The sequence below is a fragment of the Thioalkalivibrio sp. ALE17 genome (assembly GCF_000425605.1).
Taxonomy (GTDB): Bacteria; Pseudomonadota; Gammaproteobacteria; order Ectothiorhodospirales; family Ectothiorhodospiraceae; genus Thioalkalivibrio.
Genome location: NZ_AUDT01000009.1, coordinates 126,585 through 145,001 on the forward strand (window position 1 = coordinate 126,585; position 18,417 = coordinate 145,001).

Consider the following 18,417-nt stretch of genomic DNA (forward strand, 5'->3'; position numbering starts at 1 on the left):
GTCACTTCGGCGCTGTTTTCTGCGGGCGAGGCACGGTGACCGCCGAGCCCTTATTGCAGGCGTTGGCGCAGGGCGTCGAGCAGGCCATCCATCGGGAGGTGTTCGGCCTCGCTGGCGGTGCGTGCCTGGTATTCGAGTTCGCCGGCGTCGAGGCCGCGTTCGCCGATGACCAGACGGTGCGGGATGCCGATCAGTTCCATGTCGGCGAACATGACGCCGGGGCGCTGTTCGCGGTCGTCCAGCAGGACCTGGAAGCCGGCGCCCTCCAGCTCGTCGTGCAGTTTCTCCGCGGCCTCGCGCACACGCTGGGACTTCTTGGCGCCGATCGGGCACAGGGCGATGTCGAAGGGGGCGATCGCCGTCGGCCAGCAGATGCCGCGCTCGTCGGAGTTCTGCTCGATCGCGGCGGCGACCACGCGCGAGACGCCGATGCCGTAGCAGCCCATGGTTACGACCTGCTCGCGGCCGTCCTCGTCGAGTACGCGGGCGCCCAGGGCCTGGCTGTACTTGTCGCCGAGCTGGAAGATGTGGCCGACCTCGATGCCGCGGCGGATCTCGATCGCCCCGGAGCCGTCCGGGGCCAACTCGCCCTCGGTGATGTTGCGCAGGTCGGCGCTCTCCGGCTGCGGCAGGTCGCGGCCCCAGTTCACGCCGGTCAGGTGGTGGCCGTTCTCGTTGGCGCCGACCACGAAGTCCGCCATGCCCAGCATGGTCTGATCGGCCAGCACCGGGATCGGGCTTCCCACCGGGCCCAGCGAACCCGGATCGGCGCCGAAGGCGGCCCGGATCTCGGCGGCCTCGGCCATGCGCAGCGGCTCGGCGACCCAGGGATGCTTCTCGGCCTTCACCGCGTTCAGTTCGTGGTCGCCGCGCAGCACGATGGCGACCAGGTCGGCGTCGATCGCGTCGGAGGCGGCGACCACCAGGGTCTTCACCGTGCGCTCCGTCGGGATGTCCAGGAATTTCGCGAGATCGTCGATGGTGTGCACGTCGGGCGTGGCGATCTTCTCCAGCGCTGCGCCGGGGGCCGTGGCTGGCTCGGGTGCCGGGCAGGGGGCCAGTTCGACGTTGGCGGCGAACCCGGCCGGGGAGAACGCGATGGCGTCCTCGCCGGAGCTGGCCAGCACGTGGAACTCGTGCGAGGTATTGCCGCCGATGGCGCCGGTGTCGGCCTCCACCGCGCGGAAGTCCAGGCCGCAGCGCTCGAAGATACGGGTGTAGGCCGCGTGCATCTGCTGGTAGGTCTCGCCCAGCGAGTCGGCGTCGATATGGAAGGAGTAGGCGTCCTTCATCAGGAATTCGCGGGCGCGCATTACGCCGAAACGCGGGCGGCGCTCGTCGCGGAACTTGGTCTGGATCTGGTAGTAGTTGACCGGCAGTTGGCGGTAGCTGCGGATCTCGCGGCGCACCAGATCGGTGATGACCTCCTCGTGCGTCGGGCCGAAGCAGAAGTCGCGCTCGTGGCGATCCTTGAGGCGCAGCAGCTCGGCGCCGTAGAAATCCCAGCGCCCGGATTCCTGCCACAGTTCGGCCGGCTGCACCGCCGGCATCAGCACCTCCAGGGCGCCGGCGCGGTTCATCTCCTCGCGTACGATGTTTTCCACTCGACGCAGTACGCGCAGGCCCAGCGGCAGCCAGGTGTACAGCCCGGAGGCCAGCCGGCGGATGTAGCCGGCCCGCAGCATCAGCTGGTGCGAGACGATCTCGGCGTCGGCCGGGGTTTCCTTCAGGGTGTTCAGCGGGAATTGCGAGACGCGCATCGGGGGCAGTCCGTGGTTGATGGCTGGAAAGGGTTCAGAACGTGGTGCCGTTGGTGCCCCAGAAGTGGCGCGGGGCGTCGGCGAATTCGATGTAGACGCGGGCCGGCTCGATGCCCAGTTCCGCCTGCAGGCTGTCGCACAGCTTGCGCGACAGCTCGCGGGTCAGGCCCTCGGGCAGGCCGATGCTCTTCAGCTCGCAGTACGCGAGCGGATCGGTGCGCCCGCCAAAGCACATGGCCGGGTTGTGGCGGCAGGCGACCATCACGTAGCCCTCGGGCTTGCCCAGCCAGTCGGCGACCGCGGCGGACAGGCGCTGGCACAACGTGGCGGTGTCGTCGGGCAGGGCGGCATTGGTCTCGACTTGCAGCAGCGGCATGGCATCCTCCGGGGCGTTGCGGCGAAAGGTCGCCATGATACGGGGAGCGCGGGGTCGGTGCAGCGCTCGCGTCAGCCTAGGGAGACGCTGATTGAATCGCACGTCCGCGCTCGAGTCGCTTTTGCGCGCGAACAAGGCGCGGTGACTGCCGTGCAGTCATTCTGCACAAGGGAACCGCAACGCCGTTCCCGCGCCCGTTTTTGATCAACAACGGGCGGCCGAGCCCCTGCTTTCAATGGCTTGTGGGGTTGGTGCCCCCTGTTCCCCGATCCTGCGTTGCGCCGCTTGCGGGTAGAACCACTACCCGCTGCACGACGCGCCTTGCCTCGGAACGTTTGTCTCGAACAACTGGGGGGGCACCAACGCGGACGTGCGATTCAATCAGCGTCTCCCTAGCGGGTGAAACCCTTGTCAGGGTGGCTATACTAGCTGCGAGGGAGACGAACGCGGCGGGGCCGGACGGCCGGATTGCGTTCAACATCAGGAAATAATAAATTAGAAAAATCTAATATATGGTTCCGGGCCCGGTGCGCGCCTGCGCACCCCCGACGACCTCTTCGAGCAAGGACAGACGTCTCATGACACGAAACCGGATGCGCCACACCCTGTGGGCCCTGCTGCTGTTGCCGTTTGCGGCCCAGGCGGAGTTGCCGTTCGAGACGGCCACCGCCGAACGCCAGACGATCACCCAGGAACGGATCCTGGATGGCCGCGTCGAGGCAGTGCAGCGGTCCACGATCTCGGCGCAGACCTCCGGGCGGATCCGCGAGATCTACGTGGATGTCGACGACTTCGTCGAGGCCGATGAATTGCTGGTCCGGGTCAGCGACACCGAGCAGCAGGCTCGTGTAAGCCAGGCCGAGGGCGATCTGGCCGAGGCCCGCGCCCGCTTCAACGAGGCCCGTTCGGAGTTCGAGCGCATTCGCGATGTGTTCGATCGCGGGGTGGTGTCGCGCTCCGAGTTCGATCGAGCCGAGGCCGCGCTGGAGTCGGCGCGTGCCCGCCTGCGCTCGGCCGAGGGTCGGGTCGAGGAGGCCCGTGAACAACTGGGCTACACCGAGGTGTACGCGCCCTATTCGGGGATCGTGACCGAGCGCCATGTAGAGGTCGGCGAGTCGGTCAGCCCGGGGTCGCCGCTGCTGTCCGGGATCAGCCTGGACCAGTTGCGGGTGGCGGTGGATGTGCCGCAGCGTCTGATTCACAGCGTGCGTGAGCGGCGCAGTGCCGAGGTCCTGCTGAACGGAGACCGGGTGGCGGCCGAAAGCCTGACCATCTTCCCCTACGCCGATCCCGCCAGCTCGACCTTCCGCATCCGCGTGAACCTGCCGGAGCAGCAGGATCTGGGCCTGTTCCCCGGCATGTTCGTGAAGACCGCCTTCGTCGTGGACGCGGTGGAGCGCCTGGTGGTGCCGACCGAGGCCGTGGTCTATCGCAGCGAGGTCATCGCCGTCTATGTGGTGGATGCGGACGACCGGGTGGCGTTCCGCCAGGTACGGGTCGGGCGTCAGCATGACGGCCTGATCGAGATCCACGGCGGTCTGGAGGCCGGCGAGCGCGTGGCGCTGGATCCGGTCCACGCGCAGATCTGGCTGAAGGAACATCAGCAGGTGAACCCATGAGCGATGCCACCACGGAGGGGGCGTCCGAGCGGATGGGGATCTCCGGGCGCATCGCGCAGGCCTTCCTGACCACCCAGATCACCCCGTTGCTGGCCCTGCTGGGGCTGCTGCTGGGGCTGTTCGCGATTCTGGTGACCCCGCGCGAGGAAGAGCCGCAGATCAACGTGACCATGGCCGACGTGTTCATCCCGTTCCCCGGGGCGAGCGCGCAGGAGGTGGCGCAACTGGTCGCCACGCCGGCCGAGCAGGTGCTCTCGGAGATCGAGGGCATCGATGACATCTATTCCGTCTCGCGCCCGAACATGGCGCAGATCACCATTCAGTTCGAGGTCGGCGAGGACCGCACCGCGGCGCTGGTGCGCCTGTACAACCAGGTGTTCTCCAACCAGGACTGGCTGCCGCCGGGGCTGGGGGTCGGCGAGCCGATCATCAAGCCGATGGGCATCGACGACGTGCCGATCGTCAACGTGACCCTGTGGACCGAGGACCCCGAGCGCGGCGGGCACGATCTGCTGCGCGTGGCGCACGGGATCGAGGCCGAGCTCAAGCGGGTCCCGGGTACCCGTGATATCTACACGGTCGGCGGCCCGGACCACGTGGTGCACGTGCGCTTCAAGCCGGAGACGCTCGCTGCCTACAACCTGTCGGTGGATGACCTGCGCACCAGCCTGCAGGCCTCCAACTTCTCGCGCGACGCCGGGCAGCTCTATCAGGACGATGAAGAGATCCTCGTCCAGGCTGGCGACTTCATTACCGAACCCGAGGCTTTCGCCAGTCTGGTGGTCGGCATGCACTACGGCCGTCCGATCTACCTCGAGGACGTTGCCGAGGTGGTGCAGGGCCCGGCCTATGCCACCGAGCACGTGCGCTTTGCCCATGGCGCGGCCGCCGGCGATCGAGCGCGCGCGGGCGAGAGCCACCCGGCGGTCACCGTGGCGATTGCCAAGCAACCGGGGACCAACGCCCCGGATATCGCCGACGCCCTGGTCGAGCGCCTGGAACAGCTGCGCGGGACCTATATCCCTGACGGTATCGAGACGACTATCACCCGGAATTACGGCGAGACTGCGGACGACAAGGCCAATACCCTGATCCAGAAGCTGATCCTGGCAACCGCGTCGGTGGTGATCCTGGTCTGGATCGCACTGGGCTGGCGCGAGGCCTTCATCGTCGGTGTGGCCGTGGTGATCACGCTCGCGATCACCCTGTTCGCCTCCTGGGCCTATGGCTTCACCCTCAACCGCGTGTCGCTGTTCGCGCTGATCTTCTCCATCGGGATCCTGGTGGATGATGCCATCGTGGTGGTGGAGAACATCCACCGGCACATGGCCAAGGGCGGCAGGAAATTCCTCGAGGCTATCCCGCTCGCGGTGGACGAGGTCGGCGGACCGACCATCCTCGCGACCTTCACCGTGATCGCGGCCCTGCTGCCGATGGCCTTCGTGACCGGGCTGATGGGGCCCTACATGAGCCCGATCCCGATCAACGCCTCGATGGGGATGATCATCTCGCTGGCGGTGGCCTACGTGGTCACGCCCTGGCTGACGTACAAGGTGCTGCGCCGCCAGGCCGAGCAGCACGCGCATGCCGCACCGGCCGGCGGCGGGCACGGCGCGGAAGGCGAGAGCGCCTCCGCTGGGCTGATGAAGATCTTCAACCGCCTGCTGCTGCCGTTTCTCGGGACCTCCGGGCGCAAGAAGACCAACCGCCTGGTGCTGTGGGTCGGGACCCTGGTGCTGATCCTCGGCTCGGTGTCACTGGCCTACTTCCAGCTGGTGGTCATGAAGATGCTGCCGTTCGACGACAAGTCGGAGTTCCAGGTGGTGCTGGATATGCCGGAGGGCACCAGCCTGGAGCGTACCTCCCGCGTGCTGGCGGAGATGGGCGACTATCTGAAGACCGTGCCCGAGGTGCACAACGTGCAGACCTACGCGGGTACCGCGGCGCCGATCAACTTTAACGGCCTGGTGCGGCAGTACTACCTGCGTGAGGGCTCGCACGTCGGCGACATCCAGGTGAATCTGGTGGATGCCTCCGAGCGCTCGCGCCAGAGCCATGCGGTGGCGCTCGGTGTGCGCGAGGCAATCAACGAGATCGCCGATCGTCACGGTGCCGCGGTGAAGGTGGTCGAGGTGCCGCCGGGGCCGCCGGTGATGTCGCCGATCGTGGCCGAGATCTACGGGCCGGACTACGACGGTCAGATCGAGATCGCCCGCCAGGTGCGCGAGCGCTTCGAGAACACCGACGGCATTACCGATATCGACGACTCGGTGGAATATCCGGGGCAGAAGAAGATCCTGCAGGTGGACCGCGAGCGGGCCGCGCGCCTGGGCGTGTCGCAGCAGGCGGTGGTGCAGGCGATCGAGACCGCGCTGTCCGGCGAGGACGTGACCTACCTCTACGGCTCCAACGTGAAGTACGCGGTGCCCGTGCGGCTCGAGTTCGAGCAGGCCGAGAAGGGCAGCCTGGACCCGGTGCTGGGGCTCAAGGTGCGCTCGCGCGACGGCACGCTGGTGCCGCTGTCCGAGGTGGTCAATGTGGTGGACTCGACCCTGGAGCATTCGATCCATCACAAGAACCTGCTGCCGGTCGTCTACGTGATGGGCGACCTGGCCGGTGGTCTGGACAGCCCGCTATACGGCATGTTCGACATGTTCTTCGGCCTGCGCGATCAGCCCATGGCCTATGGCGAGCCGCTGGAGCAGCTGTTCATCAGCCAGCCGGACAACCCGTACAACTTCTCCCTGAAGTGGGACGGCGAGTGGCAGGTGACCTACGAGACCTTCCGCGACATGGGCATTGCCTACTCGGTGGGGCTGATCCTGATCTACCTGCTGGTGGTCGCGCAGTTCCGCTCGTACATGGTGCCGCTGATCATCATGGCGCCGATCCCGCTGACCGTGATCGGGGTGATGCCGGGGCATGCCTTCATGGATGCCTTCTTCATGGACGCCAAGTTCACCGCGACCTCGATGATCGGGATGATCGCGCTGGCCGGGATTATCGTGCGCAACTCGATCCTGCTCGTGGACTTCATCAACGAGGAGATCCGCCGTGGCGTGGAGGTGATCGAGGCAGTGGTGCACGCGGGTGCGGTGCGCGCCAAGCCGATCATCCTGACCGGGCTGGCGGCGATGGTCGGCGCCGGGTTTATTCTGGATGACCCGATCTTCTCCGGCCTGGCGATCTCGCTGATCTTCGGCGTGTTTGTCTCCACGCTGCTGACGCTGGTGATCATCCCGGTGCTGTACTACCTGTACGTGCGCAACCGGGTCGAGCTGATCCGCGCCCAGGCGGCGTAAGCGGATCCCGTCATCGCGAGGCGCGCAGCGCCGTGGCGATCTCTGTGGCCGGCCTCGACGCTGGGTGGGGCGAGCATCGGGATTTCGTCGCGGGGTTCCCGCTGCGCTCGCCCTTCGGGCCGGCCTGCGGCCGCTCAACGCGCGTCGCGCTTTTGTGCCACGGCCCCTGGCGGGGCCTCGCAATGACGCGGCCGGGTTCCGGTGTTTTCGCCGTGTGCCGGCATGCGGCTACAATCGGTGCCACTTAACCGAACCGGAGACGCTCGATGGATGTCGAGATGGGAGAAGAGGGCCTGAACGTCCTCGGAATCAGCCGCGAACAGTGCGCCACCCTGGTCGAGACGCTGAAGGCCAGCGAGGACCAGCGCTTCATGGATGACCCCGAACTGCGCAAGCTGTTCAAGCTGCTGGCCGTGCTGCAGAGCGATCTGTGGGACGACATGACCGCCGGGCAGTTCGACTTCGCCCCCTACAAGAAGCAATAGCCCTGCCCGGTGCCGTCCCTGGCACCCGTACCGGAGTGCTCCATGCCCGACAATGATTCCCGCCGGCCGTCCAATTTCGTGATCGGCAACATCTTCCTTGGCGCCGCCGCCATCATGCTGTTCTTCTTCGTGACGCTCTGGGAGATCCTCGGGGTGTTTGCACTGCTGATGTGGATGGGCCTGGCGGCGATCGGGGTCTACTTTATCGTCAAGGACAAGGACATCAATCCGGGCGGCCCGCCGAACTGATTCGGTGCATCCGTCACGTACGCCTCTCGTGACACCAGCCCCGGCATCGCCGGGGCTGGCGCGCCTGCGGGGCGAATTCCTCGAGTCACTGGGGCAGCGGGTCGCGGAGCTGGAGGCCCTGTCCGGTCAGCTCGACGGCACGTTTGCGGATGGCGAACGCCTGATCACCCTGTACCGCGAGGCCCAGGCGCTGGCGCAGTCGGGGCAGGTCTTCGATGTCGGCTTGATCCGCGGCGCGGCGGAATCCCTGCGGGCCGCCGTGGCCGGCGTACGCCGGGCCCCGCCCGGACCGGATCGTGACCTGATTGTCGCGGGGGTGCGCCGCCTGGCCACGGCCGTGGAGGCCTATCGGCAGCGGGCGCGGCCGGCGGCGCAGGCGCGCATGCAGCCCGTGGGGGGGCGTCCGGCGGAGTCACGAGTCCGCCTGATCGACGACGGCGGCGCGGTCGGCGAGGCGGTGGCCCGCATGCTGGCCGACCAGGGTTTTCGTGTAACCCGGGGCGAGGTTGCCGTGGCCGACGACGAGCCGCTTTCCGCAGTGGTGCTGTGTGCCGACGTGGTCGCGGCGGACGGGGGCGGCTTGCCGGGGCTGGCGTCTGCGCTGGCCAGCGGGCTTCCGGTGCTGGCCGTCGCTCAGGCCTGGAGTCCCGGCGCCCGCCTCGAATGCGTGCGCCAGGGGGTGACGCGCTGCCTCGATCACCCCCTGGTAACCGACACCCTGGTCGAGCAGCTGATGCAGATCGGCGGCGTAATCGTGGAGTCGGATTATCGCGTGCTGCTGGTCGCCGGGGAGGCGGACAGCGAACTCGCGCATCATCTGGCGGCTTCCGGGCTGGAGGTATCGACGGTGTCCGACCCGGAGGATGCGCGCCTCCGGCTGGGCGAGACCGGCGCCGATGTGGTGGTCCTCGATCTGCAGGGGCTGGACGAACCGGCGGAATCGTTTGTCGCGCTGCTGCGTACCCGGGATAACGGGGGGGCGGTCCCGCTGCTGTTCCTGACCGAGGACCCCGGACGGATCAACGCCCTGATGACGGTGCACCCCGGTGTGGCGGGGGTGTTTCTGAAGCCCGTGGAGCCAGCCCGTATCCAGGCCGCGATTGCCGCGCGGGCGCGCCAGATACGCCAGATCGACGGGGTCAGCCAGTCCTATCGCGATGCCCTGTACGAGCGCGAACGCGAGCATGTGGCCGTCAACGAACATGCCCTGGTCAGTATCGCGGACGTGGCCGGCAACATCGTCTACGCCAACGAGCGCTTTTCCCGGGTCAGCGGCTATGCGGTGTCCGAGCTGATGGGCCGCAATCACCGCATCCTGAAGTCCGGCCAGCATCCACCGGAATTCTATGCCGAGCTCTGGTCCACCATCGCGTCCGGGCGCGTCTGGCAGGGCGAGGTGTGCAATCGTGCGCGCGACGGCTCGCTGTACTGGGTGGAGACCACCATCGTCCCGTATCTCGGGAGCAACGGGCGCCCCTACCAGTACGTGTCGATCCGCACCGAGATCACCCACGTGAAGCATCAGGAGCACCGCCTGCGCTCCAGCCAGATCTTCGCCAACATGGGGACCTGGGAATGGACGCCGAACCGCGAGACGCTGGGCTGGTCGGAGCGCATCCCGCCGCTTCTGGGCTATCCCGAGGGCGGGCTGGAACCCACGGTCGCCAATTTCGTGCAGGCGGTGCACCCCGACGATCGCGTCCGGGTGCGCAATGCGATCGCCAGCAGCCTGCGTCGCGGGTCCTATCTTGAACTGGAGCATCGCGTCATCTGGCCCGACGGCTCGGAGCACTGGCTGCTCGAGCGCGGCGATGTGGTCCGGGATCAGGACGGCGAGGTTCTGTACATGCTGGGTGTGATGCAGGACATCACCAAGCGCAAGACCTCGGAACGGGCGTTGTCACAGCTCTCCACCCGGCTGCTGGAATCGCAACGCCTGGCGCGCATCGGCAACTGGGAGATGGACCCGCAAAGCGGGGCGATCACATGGTCGCGGGTCATCCACGAGATCTTCGAGGCGGATGCGGGGGATGCGTCCTTCGGGCGCGACACATACCTGGCGCTGGTGCACCCGGAGGATCGCGAGCCGGTGACGGCCTTTCTGCAGGGCCTGAATGCGGCCGGACACCACGAACTCGGTCACCGGGTGCAATTCCGGGACGGGCGGACCCGCTTTGTCCACGTCATCGCCAGTGTCAGCCTGGATGCAGAGGGCCGACCCGCGCACATCGCCGGGAGCCTGCAGGACATCACCGAACTGCACGAGGCCCAGGAACATCTGGCCCTGTTCCAGCGCATCTTCGAGTCCTCCGGGCAGGGCATCGCGGTAGTGGACCGTGCGGGCCGCTTCGTCTACGTGAATGCCGCCGCGCGCGAGATGGTGGGCTACGAGTCGAGCGAGATGCTGGGCCGGAGCTTCCGCGAGATGGATATCATCCCCGAGGACTCCGAAGAGGAGGCGCGGGAGATCGACCGGGTGCTTTCCGAAGGCGGTTCCTGGGCCGGAAAGCTACCCCACCGCTGCGCCAATGGGGCGGTGTTTATCACCGTCAGCAACATCGGGGTCGTCCTCGACGATCGCGGCGAACCGCAATACGGCTTCAATATCTTCAGCGACTTCACCGACGAGCTGCGTCGTCGCGCCGAGCTGCACCGTGCGCGCGAGGCGGCCGAGGCGGCCAACCGGGCCAAGTCGGATTTTCTGTCCAACATGAGCCACGAGCTGCGCACGCCGATGAACGCGGTTCTCGGGTTTGCCCAGCTGCTGGAGCGCGATCCGGCTCTGGATGAACACCAGCGCGGCCATCTCGATGAAATCATGCGCGCCGGGCGCCATCTGCTGGACCTGATCAACGAGATCCTGGACCTGGCGCGGATCGAGGCGGGGCGCATGCAGGTGGAGCCGGAACCGGTCGCCGTGGACCCGCTACTGGATGAATGCCTGTCCCTGCTGGAGCCCCTGGCGCGCGAGCATCGCGTGGTGCTCGCAGCGGAGCCCCTGCCGACGGTGATGGTGCAGGCCGACCCCCGGCGTTTGAGGCAGGTACTCCTGAACCTGTTGTCCAACGCGGTCAAGTACAACCGGCCGGACGGGCGCGTGCGCGTGACCTGCGAACACGAGGGCTCCGGCGTGCGGATCGCGGTGCACGACGACGGGCCGGGGCTGACGCCGGAACAGTGCCAGCGGCTGTTCCAGCCCTTCGAGCGCCTGGTGGCCGAGGAGCAGGGAATCGAGGGGAGCGGGGTGGGCCTTGCGGTGACCCGCAACCTGGTGGAGCTGATGGACGGCGAGATCGGCGTCGACAGCATACCGGGTACGGGCAGCACCTTCTGGTTCCGTTTGCCCGCGGCGCAGGAGCACCTCCCGCCCGCGGCCGGAGAGGACGTGGGCGCAGCCTCGGAAGTTGCGATCCGGGAGGGTTGCCGGGTGCTCTGCATCGAGGATCATGCCGCCAATCAGCGTCTGCTGCGCGAGATGCTGAGGCAGCAGGGGGTGAGCGACTGCCGGGTGGCGGACTCCGCCGTGGCGGGCCTGGACATGGCCCTGCGGGACCCGCCGGGGCTTGTCCTGCTCGATCTGAATCTGCCGGTGATGGACGGCTTTCAGGTGCTGCGCGCGCTGCGCGCCGAGGCGGCGCTGGCGGCGATCCCGGTGATCGCGGTGACGGCCGATGCCACCGAGGCCACGCGCGAGCGGGTGGCGGCGGCCGGCTTTGATGCTCTGCTCACCAAGCCGATCGGGGCGAGCGATCTGCTGGGCGCGCTGCAGCGCTGTGCCGCGGGTCGCGCGAGCGGCTGAGCCGCCGCGCGCGTCGGCGATTCTCAAAGAAAGAGGAATGCGACGATCGCGATCGCCGCGGCCACGGCGACGGCGTCCGCGGTCAGCGCGGCCGCCAGAGTGTGGCGCACGCGCTTGATGCCGACGGCGCCGAAGTACACCGCGAGCACGTAGAAGGTGGTCTCGGTCGAGCCCTGCAGGGTGGAGACCAGGATGCCGACGTGGGTGTCCGGGCCGGTGGCCGGGTCCTGCATGATGCCGGCCATGATGCCGTAGGCGCCGGAACCGGACAGCGGGCGCAGCAGCGCCATCGGAAGGGCCTCGGCCGGCAGGCCGAACGGCGTGGTCAGCGGCCCGACCAGCCCGACGAACATGCCCAGAGCGCCGCTCTCGCGCAGCATCCCCACCGCGACCAGGATCGCCACCAGATAGGGGATGATGCGCAGGGCCACGTTGAAGCCCTCCTTGGCCCCCTCGACGAAGACCTCGTAGACCGGCACGCCGCGGACCACCCCGTAGGACAGGAAGCCGACCACCAGCCCCGGGATGATCCAGGGGGCGATTGCCTGGCCGTAGAGGATGGTCAGCGGGATGATCGCGAGCACTCCGGCCAGTACCGTCAGCGAGACCCAGGCCGGGTAGCCCTCGGTGGGCACCTCGATGTTCATCGGTTGCTGCTCCGGGGCGGGTTCTTCGGTCGCGCCCGCTTCGGCGTCGGACGGGGTGCTGCGGGACTCGGTCGCGCGAACCGCGTCGTCCAGGTCCGTGGCGCCGTCGCGATCGGTGGCGTCCGAGTCGATCGATCGGGTCGGCGTCGGGCTGCGGAAATAGCGCTGCAGGATCAGGGCGCTGGTGATGCCGGCGATGGTCGCGAACAGCGTGGCGAACAGCGTGGTCGGCAGGATCGCCGCCGGGGCTTCGGAGCCGAGCGAGGCGCGCAGCGCGATCACCCCGGTGGGCAGCAATGTGATGCTGGAGGTGTTGATCGCCAGGAACAGGGCCATCGCATTGGTGGCGGTGCCCGGGTGCGGGTTCAGCTTCTCCAGTTCCTGCATCGCGCGGATGCCGAACGGCGTCGCGGCATTGCCCAACCCCAGGATGTTGGCGGAGAAGTTCAGGATCATCGCGCCCATCGCCGGGTGCTCCGGCGGGACCGACGGGAACAGGCGGGTCATCAGCGGCCGCAGCAGGCGGGCCAGTACGGTCAGCAGGCCGCCAGCCTCGGCGATCTTCATCAGGCCCAGGAACAGCGCCATTACCCCGACCAGACCCAGCGCCAGTTCCACCGCGGAGCCGGCCGCGTCGATTGCGCCCTCGGACAGCGCCTGCATCGGCTGCTCGTCCGGGTCGGTGGAGCGGATCTCGCGGATCGCGGCCGTTGCCACGGCGATCACGATCAGGGCGAGAAAGATCAGGTTCATGCCTCGCAGTTTGCCACGGTCAGCGGTTCTCTCCGCGTGATACACCGCGCAGCACAGCATCCAGCGCCCGCGCCGGCAGCAGCCACTTGAGGAAGGCGAACAACCGGGTGGGGAAGGTCACGTGATAGCGCACCCGTGGCCGGCGGGCCTCCAGGGCGTGCACCACACAGCGCGCGACTGCCTCGGGCCCCAGTGTGAACGGCGCATCGGACTCGGCGTCCGCCATGCGGGCCTCGGCGGCACGGTAGGTCTCCTGCCACGGGCTGTGCTCGCGCTGGATGCGTTCGCGGAAGGCCTTCAGGGCGTTGGCGCGGAATTCGCTGCGGATCGGGCCCGGCTCGATCAGCGAGACATGGATACCCGTGCCGTGCAGTTCCTGGCGCAGGGTGTCGCTCATGCCCTCGATCGCGAACTTGGAGGTCACGTAGGCGCCGCGCAGGCGCAGGGCGACCAGCCCAAGGACCGAGCTGTTCTGGATGATGCGGCCCTCGCCGGCGCGGCGCATGGCGGGCAGCACGGCATTCGTCAGCTCCAGCCAGCCAAGCACGTTGGTCTCCAGCTGGGCGCGCAGGGTGGCGCGATTGAGGTCCTCCACCGCGCCGGGCTGACCATAGGCACCGTTGTTGAACACGCCGTAGAGGTGGCCATCGGTGCGGTGCAGGATCTCGGTGACCGCGCTGTGGATGCTGGCGGAGTCATCCAGGTCCAGCTGCAATGCCTCGAAGCCGTCCTTCTTCAGCCGCGCGACATCCTCGCTGCGCCGGGCGGTGGCGAAGACCCGGTAGCCGCGTTCGCGCAGCATGCCCGCGGTGCAGGCACCGATGCCGCTGGAGCAGCCGGTGATCAGGACCGCGCGCTGGGAGGGTTCGCTCATGGCGGCCGGATCAGTAGGTGAGGGTGGCGACGCCGTCCTCAACGACCTCGCCGATGAAGGCGCCGCCGCCGCGCATCCCGTCCAGTTCCGGGACCGCGTTGTCCAGGGTCAGTCCGTTTTCGTCCATTGCACCGGCGCAGGCGTAGAAGGCGCAGCCGGCCTCGTGGGCGTCCTGCATGAAGCTGTAGACGGATTTCTCCTTCGCCTCGCCGGGGTAGATCTGGTCCGCCACGCCCGCGCGCAGCAGGCGCGTGGTGCCGGCGGCGAAGTAGATCTCGACCTCGAGATCCATCGCGGCGGCGACGGTGGCCTGGAAGAACGGGGCGCCCAGGGTGCCGGGGCGGTCGAGGTCCAGATTCAGCAGCATGATCACGATCTTTTCGGCCATGGCAGGTCCTTGCGGGCAGTACATTCGGGTATGGGGCGAATCATCCGCGCTGCGGCCGCGCGGCGCAAACACCGCCTGTCGGTGCGGAAGGCCTTTTATTCCCGGCGAACGGCCGCATAATACGCCTCAACCCGTGTTTTCGCGGATGTGTTCCGAGGATTCCAGCCATGCCCATCTATGAATACCAGTGCAAGGATTGCGGCGAGATCTCCGAGATCCTGCAGAAGATCTCCGACCCGCCCGCCACCACCTGCCCCGAGTGCGGTGCCGAGGCCCTGACCAAGCAGGTCTCCGCCGCCGGTTTCCGCCTGGCCGGGGGCGGCTGGTACGAGACCGATTTCAAGAAGGACGGCAAGCGCAACCTGAAGGATTCGGGCGGTGGCGCCGGCAAGTCCGATACCTCCACGAGCAAGGCCGCGGCCAGCACCTGACCCATGCTGGTCTCCCTGCGCCGCTACCTGATTGCAGGGCTGCTGGTCTGGCTGCCACTGATCGTCACCGGCTTCATTATCAAGCTGCTGGTCGACCTGCTGGACTTCACCATCCTCCTCCTGCCGCCGGGCTGGCGGCCGGAGGCGCTGCTGGGCTTTTCCATCCCGGGCGTGGGGATCGTGGTCGCGATCGTCGTGGTGTTCGTCACCGGGGTGATCGTGGCCAACATCGTCGGGCGCAAGCTGGTCGCGCTGGGCGAGTCCATCGTGCACCGCATCCCGCTGGTTAACTCGATCTACGGGGCGGTGAAGAAGGTGACCGAGACGGTACTGGCGGATGGCGGCCAGGCCTTCCGCAAGGTGATGCTGATCGAATACCCGCGCCGCGGCCTGTGGTCGGTCGGGTTCATGACCGGCGTCGGCACCGGCGAGGTGCAGGAGCGTACCGAGCACGAGGTAATCACCGTATTCGTCCCGACGACCCCCAACCCGACCTCGGGCTTCGTGCTGATGGTCCCGCGCGAAGAGGCGATTGAACTCGACATGACGGTGGAGGACGGCCTCAAGTTCGTGATGTCCATGGGGGTCGTCACGCCCCTGAAAGGACCTGAAGAGGCCCCGGCTCCGGTTGCGCAAGGGCAGGGCAAATCGTAAGATTTCCGGCCTTTTCGCGGGTGCGGACGTCGCGTGCGCCCCGTTTTCCCGACTAACCATGCAGGCCTCTCAGGAACCACCGATCCCTGGCGGGCGTGCCCTTCGGCTGGAACAGCGCAATGCGAACTCATCTGTGTGGACGTGTCACCGAGAACGAACTCGACTCGGAGGTGACCCTTTGCGGCTGGGTGAATCGCCGGCGTGACCACGGGGGCGTGATCTTCGTCGATCTGCGCGACCATACGGGTCGGGTGCAGGTCGTGTTCGACCCCGACCGCGAGGACGTCTTCGCCCGCGCCGAGCAGCTGCGCAGCGAGTACGTGATCCGCATGACCGGTCGTGTGCGCCGCCGTCCCGAGGGGACCGAAAACCCGGACCTGTCCACCGGTGCGGTGGAGATCCTGGGTCTGGAACTGGAGGTCCTGAACGCCGCGAAGACCCCGCCGTTCCCGCTGGACGACGAGGACGTCGGCGAGGACACCCGCCTGCGCTATCGCTACGTGGACCTGCGCCGCCCGGTGATGCAGGAGCGCCTGCGTCTGCGCGCGAAGGTCTCGGCGGCCATGCGCCGCTTCCTCGAGGAACGCGATTTCCTCGACCTCGAGACCCCGATGCTGACCAAGGCCACGCCGGAGGGTGCACGCGACTACCTGGTGCCCAGCCGTACGCATCCGGGCAGCTTCTTTGCCCTGCCGCAGTCGCCGCAGCTGTTCAAGCAGCTGCTGATGATGTCCGGCATGGACCGCTACTACCAGATCACCCGCTGCTTCCGCGACGAGGACCTGCGCGCCGATCGCCAGCCGGAGTTCACCCAGCTGGACATGGAGATGGCCTTCGTCGACGAGGCCGACGTGATGGGCGTGACCGAGGGCCTGATCCGGCACCTGTTCCGCGAGGTGCAGGGTGTCGAGTTGCCCGATCCGTTCCCGCGCATGGCCTACGCCGAGGCGATGGCCCGCTTCGGGTCGGACAAGCCCGATCTGCGCATCCCGCTGGAGTTCACCGAACTGACCGAGGTGATGCAGGCGGTGGAGTTCAAGGTCTTCAACGGCCCGGCGAACGACCCCGAGGGCCGCGTGGCCGCGCTGCGCGTGCCGGGCGGAGCCAAGCTCACGCGCAAGGAGATCGACGTCTACACCGAGTACGTCGGCCGCTACGGCGCGAAGGGCCTGGCCTACATCAAGGTCAACGACCCGGCGGATATCGAGGGCGGGCTGCAGTCGCCGATCCTGAAATTCCTGCCGGAGGACGTGACCCGGCAGATCCTGGAAAAGACCGCGGCCGCCGCCGGCGACCTGATCTTCTTCGGTGCGGACAAGGCCTCTGTGGTCAACGAGGCGATCGGCGCGTTGCGCGTGAAGCTCGGCCACGACCTCGAGCTGGTCGAGGCGGGCTGGCAGCCGCTGTGGGTCGTCGACTTCCCGATGTTCGAGTACGACGACCAGGACAAGCGCCTGTACGCCCTGCATCACCCGTTCACTGCCCCGGCGGTGGACAGCCCGGACGCGCTGCGCAATAACCCGCGCGAGGCCCTGTCCCGTGCCTACGACATGGTGCTCAACGGCACCGAAGTGGGCGGTGGCTCCATCCGTATCCACAACCCCGAGATGCAGCAGGCTGCGTTCGAGGCCCTGGGTATCGGCGAGGACGAGGCCCGCGAGAAATTCGGCTTCCTGCTGGATGCGCTGGAGTTCGGTGCCCCGCCGCACGGCGGCCTGGCCTTCGGCCTGGACCGCCTGGTGATGCTGATGAGCGGCGCCCACTCCATTCGCGACGTAATGGCCTTCCCCAAGACCCAGACGGCCGCCTGCCTGCTGACCGACGCCCCGGCGCCGGTCGGCGAGAAGCAGCTGCGCGAGCTGGGCATCCGCCTGCGCGCCAGCGCTACGCAACAGGCCGGGTAGGCAACGGGCCGGTCGTTCACCATGGCCGGCATGCGTACCAGTGTGGTTACGGTCCATGGCTGGCATATGTCCGGCCTGGAGATGGCCCTGCTCGCCCGGCGCCTGCGCGCGGCCGGTCACGCGGTTCACCCCTTCCGCTACGCCTCGCGGCGCCAGACGCCGGAGCAGGCGGGGCGCGCGCTGGCGGCCTTTCTCGACGACGTCCCCGGCGACCTCGTGCACCTGGTCGCCCACAGCCTGGGCGGCGTGGTGGTGCGCCACCTGTTCGAGGTCGCGCCCGTGCAGCGTCCCGGCCGCATCGTGATGCTGGGTTCGCCCCTGGCTGGCAGCCGCGTGGCGGCCCGGCTGGCGCGCAACCGGGTCGGGCGCTGGTGGCTGGGCGCGCCCCTGGAACGCGGCCTGCTCGGTGGGAGCCCGATCCTGCGCGGGCGCGACATCGGCATGCTGGCCGGCAGCCGGCCGTTCGGGCCGGGCCCGTTGATTGCGCGCCTGCCGCATCCCCATGATGGCCTGGTCGCGTTGGACGAGACGCGGGGCCCCGACGTCTCGCGTCACCTGACCCTGCCGGTGACGCATATGGGCATGCTGTTCGACACCGTCGTGGCGCGCGAGACCCTGCACTTCCTGGAGGCGGGCGAGTTTCTGCCCTGACGCCGGACGGGCCCGTCAAGCCCGACCACCGCGGTCATCGCGAGGCGCGGAGCGCCGTGGCGATCTCCGTGGCTGGCCCCGGCGCTGGCCCGGGCGGGCGTCGGGGGTTCGGTCCGGAGGTTACTCGCTGCGCGCGCCCTTCGAGCCGGCCTGCGGCCGTTCACCGCCCCTGCGCGGCCTCAATGGGATGGACGCCCCCGCCCTATTACGGCATCGCGATGTGCCAGAGTGGGGGTGATCACTCTCACTCGAAGAAGACGGAGGCGTCCACATGCAGGTTACAACACTCGGTATTGATCTCGCGAAGAACGTGTTCCAGGTCCACGGTGTGGATGCGCAGGGCCGGCAGGTGTTTTCGAAGGCGCTGCGGCGCAGCCAGTTGCGCAACTTCGTCGCCCAGCTGCCGGCCTGCCGGATCGGCATGGAGGCCTGCGGGAGTGCCCATTACTGGGCGCGTGAGTTGCAGGCGCTGGGGCACGAGGTGCGGCTGATGGCGCCGCAGTTCGTGAAGCCCTACGTGAAGAC

Annotated in this window: 14 protein-coding genes and 1 pseudogene; 10 read left to right on the top strand and 5 right to left on the bottom strand. The window is 67.9% G+C overall.

Going from position 1 to position 18,417, the window contains the following annotated elements; all coding sequences use genetic code 11:
• Positions 1–50: 50 nt before the first annotated feature.
• Together H609_RS0108420 and H609_RS0108425 are read right to left on the bottom strand one after the other, a co-directional pair.
• Positions 51–1,760, bottom strand: a complete 1,710-nt coding sequence (locus H609_RS0108420) for a proline--tRNA ligase (protein ID WP_028484731.1) — start codon at positions 1,758–1,760, stop codon at positions 51–53.
• 34 nt (positions 1,761–1,794) lie between these two features.
• A complete protein-coding gene (locus H609_RS0108425) occupies positions 1,795–2,136 on the bottom strand; it encodes a phenylpyruvate tautomerase MIF-related protein (protein WP_026279294.1) in 342 nt (113 codons plus the stop codon).
• A gap of 593 nt (positions 2,137–2,729) precedes the next feature.
• On the opposite strand from H609_RS0108425, the gene H609_RS0108430 reads away from it, so the two are divergent.
• From H609_RS0108430 to H609_RS0108450, 5 genes are all read left to right on the top strand, one after another.
• The gene (locus H609_RS0108430) at positions 2,730–3,755 is read left to right on the top strand and encodes an efflux RND transporter periplasmic adaptor subunit (RefSeq protein WP_018867449.1); all 1,026 of its coding nucleotides are present in this window, start codon (positions 2,730–2,732) and stop codon (positions 3,753–3,755) included.
• Positions 3,752–7,057, top strand: coding sequence for an efflux RND transporter permease subunit (locus tag H609_RS0108435; RefSeq protein ID WP_028484733.1), 3,306 nt, complete (start codon positions 3,752–3,754; stop codon positions 7,055–7,057). Before H609_RS0108430 ends, H609_RS0108435 begins: the two co-directional genes overlap by 4 nt.
• 266 nt (positions 7,058–7,323) lie before the next feature.
• Positions 7,324–7,542, top strand: a complete 219-nt coding sequence (locus H609_RS0108440; RefSeq protein ID WP_018867447.1) for a hypothetical protein — start codon at positions 7,324–7,326, stop codon at positions 7,540–7,542.
• Positions 7,543–7,584: 42 nt separating this feature from the next.
• Entirely contained in the window at positions 7,585–7,791 is a 207-nt protein-coding gene (locus tag H609_RS0108445; RefSeq protein ID WP_017941374.1) for a hypothetical protein, read from the top strand.
• Positions 7,792–7,819: 28 nt separating this feature from the next.
• Complete coding sequence (locus H609_RS0108450; protein WP_028484734.1) at positions 7,820–11,590, top strand: PAS domain-containing protein; 3,771 nt, start codon at positions 7,820–7,822, stop codon at positions 11,588–11,590.
• Positions 11,591–11,613: 23 nt separating this feature from the next.
• Here the strand turns inward: H609_RS0108450 and H609_RS0108455 are convergent, their stop codons facing one another.
• The 3 genes from H609_RS0108455 to H609_RS0108465 are packed head-to-tail and all read right to left on the bottom strand — an operon-like array spanning position 11,614 to position 14,252.
• Positions 11,614–12,990 (bottom strand): nucleoside recognition domain-containing protein, encoded by a 1,377-nt coding sequence (locus H609_RS0108455; protein WP_028484735.1) that lies wholly within the window; start codon positions 12,988–12,990, stop codon positions 11,614–11,616.
• Between the two features lie 19 nt (positions 12,991–13,009).
• Positions 13,010–13,864: an SDR family oxidoreductase gene (locus H609_RS0108460; protein ID WP_019583969.1), complete on the bottom strand. Its 855-nt coding sequence runs from the start codon at positions 13,862–13,864 to the stop codon at positions 13,010–13,012.
• Positions 13,865–13,874: 10 nt separating this feature from the next.
• Positions 13,875–14,252: a DsrE family protein gene (locus H609_RS0108465; protein ID WP_018867443.1), complete on the bottom strand. Its 378-nt coding sequence runs from the start codon at positions 14,250–14,252 to the stop codon at positions 13,875–13,877.
• Between the two features lie 167 nt (positions 14,253–14,419).
• Here H609_RS0108465 and H609_RS0108470 point away from each other — a divergent pair, with 167 nt between their 5' ends.
• The 5 genes and pseudogenes from H609_RS0108470 to H609_RS0108490 all read left to right on the top strand — a co-directional run.
• The gene (locus H609_RS0108470; protein ID WP_018867442.1) at positions 14,420–14,683 is read left to right on the top strand and encodes an FmdB family zinc ribbon protein; all 264 of its coding nucleotides are present in this window, start codon (positions 14,420–14,422) and stop codon (positions 14,681–14,683) included.
• Between the two features lie 3 nt (positions 14,684–14,686).
• Entirely contained in the window at positions 14,687–15,337 is a 651-nt protein-coding gene (locus H609_RS0108475; protein WP_018867441.1) for a DUF502 domain-containing protein, read from the top strand.
• A gap of 119 nt (positions 15,338–15,456) precedes the next feature.
• Positions 15,457–17,241: an aspartate--tRNA ligase gene (gene aspS / locus H609_RS0108480; RefSeq protein ID WP_028484736.1), complete on the top strand. Its 1,785-nt coding sequence runs from the start codon at positions 15,457–15,459 to the stop codon at positions 17,239–17,241.
• Between the two features lie 21 nt (positions 17,242–17,262).
• The gene (locus tag H609_RS0108485) at positions 17,263–17,892 is read left to right on the top strand and encodes a triacylglycerol lipase (protein WP_028484737.1); all 630 of its coding nucleotides are present in this window, start codon (positions 17,263–17,265) and stop codon (positions 17,890–17,892) included.
• Positions 17,893–18,163: 271 nt separating this feature from the next.
• Positions 18,164–18,417: pseudogene (locus H609_RS0108490) on the top strand (IS110 family transposase); the annotation flags it as partial.